Source organism: Alcanivorax sp. HI0044, from assembly GCF_001634945.1.
This window is the reverse complement of the sequence record NZ_LWEZ01001670.1, coordinates 1-3,773: the sequence shown is the minus strand read 5'-3', so window position 1 is coordinate 3,773 and position 3,773 is coordinate 1. Positions and strand designations below refer to the sequence as shown.

4 protein-coding genes and 1 pseudogene are annotated in these 3,773 nt (G+C 61.2%); 2 read left to right on the top strand and 3 right to left on the bottom strand.

Features of this window, described 5'->3' with window-relative positions:
* Nucleotides 1–411, top strand: a 411-nt coding sequence (locus A3730_RS32210; RefSeq protein WP_197477629.1) for an alpha/beta hydrolase, incomplete at its 5' end; no start/stop codon positions are given.
* 16 nt (nucleotides 412–427) lie between these two features.
* Here the strand turns inward: A3730_RS32210 and A3730_RS30655 are convergent.
* Both A3730_RS30655 and A3730_RS25145 read right to left on the bottom strand, forming a co-directional pair.
* Nucleotides 428–589 (bottom strand): hypothetical protein, encoded by a 162-nt coding sequence (locus tag A3730_RS30655; protein ID WP_156496940.1) that lies wholly within the window; start codon nucleotides 587–589, stop codon nucleotides 428–430.
* Between the two features lie 120 nt (nucleotides 590–709).
* Nucleotides 710–1,918, bottom strand: a complete 1,209-nt coding sequence (locus A3730_RS25145) for a CaiB/BaiF CoA-transferase family protein (RefSeq protein ID WP_063519548.1) — start codon at nucleotides 1,916–1,918, stop codon at nucleotides 710–712.
* Between the two features lie 158 nt (nucleotides 1,919–2,076).
* Here A3730_RS25145 and trmH point away from each other — a divergent pair, with 158 nt between their 5' ends.
* Nucleotides 2,077–2,769 carry a tRNA (guanosine(18)-2'-O)-methyltransferase TrmH gene (trmH, locus tag A3730_RS25140; RefSeq protein ID WP_063519549.1) on the top strand — a complete coding sequence of 231 codons (693 nt, stop codon included), beginning with the start codon at nucleotides 2,077–2,079 and terminating at the stop codon, nucleotides 2,767–2,769.
* Here trmH and A3730_RS32205 read toward each other — a convergent pair.
* A pseudogene (locus A3730_RS32205) lies at nucleotides 2,732–3,773 on the bottom strand (hypothetical protein); the annotation flags it as partial. The gene trmH and the pseudogene A3730_RS32205 sit on opposite strands and share 38 nt — an antisense overlap.

Below are 3,773 nucleotides of genomic sequence, written 5' to 3'. Positions count from 1 at the left end.
TGCGTTGCCGTGATCACCATGGCGGCCCAGGCCTTTGTGGAAGAGCGTACCCGGCGCGGTATCGAGGCGGCGAAGGTGGTGTTTTCCGATCCAGCCCAGAGAGAGAAATTGTCCCGATACCATGATGATAAAACAGACTGGGTGTTGGCTGCCTGGATTGATACCTGGTTGGGCGAGCCGTTTCGTGACTGGAATCTGGATCGTGTGTTGGCCTCCCTGCAGCGACCCTTGCTTTGTCTTCACGGTGACGCTGATGAATATGGGTCGGTAGCCCATCCGCAGCGGTTGTGCGACAAGGCTGCGGCCGAGGCGAGTCTGGTGATTTTTCCTGGTGGTGGACATTTTCCTCACAGGGAGAGTGAGGCCAGGGTGGTTGCGGCGATCGCCCGGTTTATAGAGAAGAGAGCCTGAGTCCGGCTAAGGACACTTATAGCATCGGCACCAGCCAGTTGCCCAGCAGCAGGCTGGCGCCTCCCAGGTAGCAGCTGCCAATTAGAATCGGGTCGGATTGCAGGGTGCGTCGTCGGGCGTGGTAGTACAGTCCTGCGGCCAGCAGGCACAGCGCAGCCAGGCCAACGGTTATTCCCATTATTGTTTGCATATCAGGATCCCGGAATCGTAGCGATTCCTTGTTGTAACGCCTCTCTGACTCAATGGTCAATGGCCTGAGTCGATAGCCAGGCAGGCGGCTGGCCGCTGATTCCTCGACTCAGCCAATAATGCCTTGGGCCTGCAGGTCTGCAAATTCCGCCTCACTCAAACCCAGCTCATCACGGAGCACGGCCTGGTTATGGCTGCCCACTTCGCCACCGGGCCAGCGGGTTTCGCCGGGGGTGTCCGCCAGCCGAGGTGTAATGGCCGGGACCTTGAGCGGTTTGCCGTTGATTTCCACCTGCTGGAACAGGCCGCGGGCCTGGAAGTGCGGGTCTTGCATCATGTCGGCCACGGAATAGATGGGGCCGGAGGGCACCCGGGCTTCTTCGAGTATGGCAAGGACCTGGTCACTGGGCAGGCTGCGGCACCAGCTGTCCAGCGCGGCGTCGATGGCCTCTTCGTGCTCCACGCGACCGGCGTTGCTGGCCATGGCGGGATCCTCAGCCATATCGGGGCGGCCGGCGGCGGTCATCAAGCGTTTGAAAATGGAATCGCCGTTGCCGCCGATCACCACGAACTTGCGGTCGGCGCAGCGGTAGGTGTTGGTGGGAACAATGCCGGTGACGGTGGAGCCGGCGGGTTCTCGGATGACGCCGGCCCCATCGAATTCCGGAATCACCCCTTCCAGCAGGTTGAACACGGATTCGTAGAGGGCCACATCCACGACCTGCCCCTGCTCACTGTTCTGTCGCTCGAACAGCGCCAGCAAAATGCCCAGCGCTGCGTGCAGCCCGGCGATGGTGTCGCCCAATGACAGGTTGGGGCGCACCGGGCGCTCGCCGGGAAAGCCGTTCACATAGCGCAGGCCGCCAATGCCTTCGCACACCGAGGCGTAGCCGGGTTTGCTGGCGTAGGGGCCGGTCTGGCCGTAGCCGGAAATGCGGGTATAAATCAGCCCCGGGTTGTCGGTGGCAAAGCTGTCCGGGCCCAGCCCCCAGGTTTCCATGGTGCCCGGGCGGAAGTTCTCGATGACCACATCGGCACCCACCATCAACCTGCGAGCCAGGGCCTTGCCCTGGTCGGTTTTCAGATCCAGGGTGACCGACTTCTTGTTGCGCCCCAGGCTGCGCCACCAGAACGAGGTGCCGTCCTCATCCAGTTTGCGCCAACCGCGAATCGGGTCGCCACCGGGGGGTTCCACTTTCACCACATCGGCGCCGAAGTAGGCCAGCAGGGTACCGGTAAAAGGCCCGGCGAGTAGCTGTCCCAGTTCGATAACGCGCACCCCCTCCAGGGGCTGGCGGCGGGATGAGGGTTGAGTCATGGAGCCTCCAGGGCAGTGGTTTTAACAAGCTCATAAGCCTAGCGGATTCAACAGGGCAGTGGCAGTGGCGCTGTTGACTGTAGCCATCGGCAAGGCGAGCGAATTGTGTCAGCCATGGCCGGGCCTATACAATCCGCGGCCAGCCACGAGGAAAACCCATGACCCCGGAACGTTACCGCCGCATCTGCGACACCCTGGACCGCCGCCAGCCTGACCTGACTGTGATCATGGATGGCGTGCACAAACCCCATAATATTGCTGCCATTGTGCGTACTTGTGACGCGGTGGGGATTCTTGATGTGCACGCGGTGCTGCCCAAGAACCGGGCCCGCATGGCGGCGGGTACGGCCATGGGCTCGCAGCGTTGGGTACAGGTGCATAAGCGCGATGAAAGCACCGACGTGATCCGTGAATTGCAGGGCCAGGGGGTGCAGGTGCTGGCGGCGCATTTGTCCGATGATGCAATTCCCTACCGGGAGGTGGATTACACCCGGCCAACGGCGCTGTTGTTGGGCACCGAAAAATTCGGCGTCAGCGACGAGGTGGCCAGCGTGGTGGATCAGAATGTGACCATTCCCATGATGGGCATGGTGGAGTCATTCAATGTGAGTGTGGCGGCGGCGATTATTCTTTCCGAAGCCTGTGAGCAGCGCCGGGCGAAAGGGTTTTATGATCAGCCTCGTGTGGACGCCGCTCGCTACCACGAGCTGCTTTTCCGGTGGGGCTATGCCCGTATCGCCCGTTTATGCGACGCCCACGGCGTGCCATACCCTGAGCTGGATGAAGAGGGGCAGGTGAAAGACAGCGCCGCGCTTACGGCGCTGTTGCAGAAGACCCAGACGGAGTCGTAGCGGCGGGTTTGCTTGCCGGCTTGGTGGCGGGGGGAGCAACCGGCCCCAGCGGTGTCGCTGTGGGGGCGTGGCTCACCTGCCACTGAAAGTCGCTGGCCCCGCCTTCGCCTACCCAGGCCGGGAACCACAGGGTGTTGTCCATGGTGGCGTAGCGCAGGCGGCGGATATCGATACCCTGATCGTTGGCCAGGGTGATCATCCGGGCCAACACCTGGCCATGATGAATCTGGTCCACCGCCGGGGTGGTATCGACGATGGCCTGGTGAACGATCTGGTTGAAGGTGTCGCGGGGGATGCCGGAGAAATTCATCCGGTCCAGATCCGCAATAAAGGCATCGGCCAACTCATCCACGGTGCCGATGCGACCATCGGCTTTCAACTCAGCCAGCTTCTTGTTGACCACTTCATCGTATTTCTCGAATGCGCCGTCCTGTTCGGCGGCGGCCAGGGCCACAATGGCTTCGCCCAGGCTGTCCATGTTCTGGAAGTCGAGCTTGGGGATCGCGCCCATCAGATCAATCACCGTATCGGGAATGCCTTCGCTCTGGAAACCCAGCCGCGGGGTGGCACCGGGATCGCGCTCGTACTTGGTGGTGCTGTTGGCATCATCCTCGTAGAACATGTTCATGGTCACGCCATCCAGAAAGGCATCGAACAGGCCGTTGGGCACCACCGGCATGTGGTTGCTGAAGAACATTTCCCAGCCCTGGTTGGAATCCAGGTGTAGCCAGTCGCCGGGCAGGCGAGTGGCGTTCATGCGGGTTTCGAAGTCGCTCATGGTGCCGTCCACGATCCCGTACTGTTTGTCGTCGTAGACGGAATCAAAGGTCAGCCGGGCGCCATCCAGGTTCTGGAAATCGATGGCAAAGTGAATGCGCGGCTCACGCAGGAACATCAGGAAAAACTTCAATACCTTCATGCTGCCGATGGCGAACCGGGAGGGAATGGTCACCGACTGTTCGTAGAAATCCACCTGGAATTTCTGGCTGAAAAAGGTAGGCAGA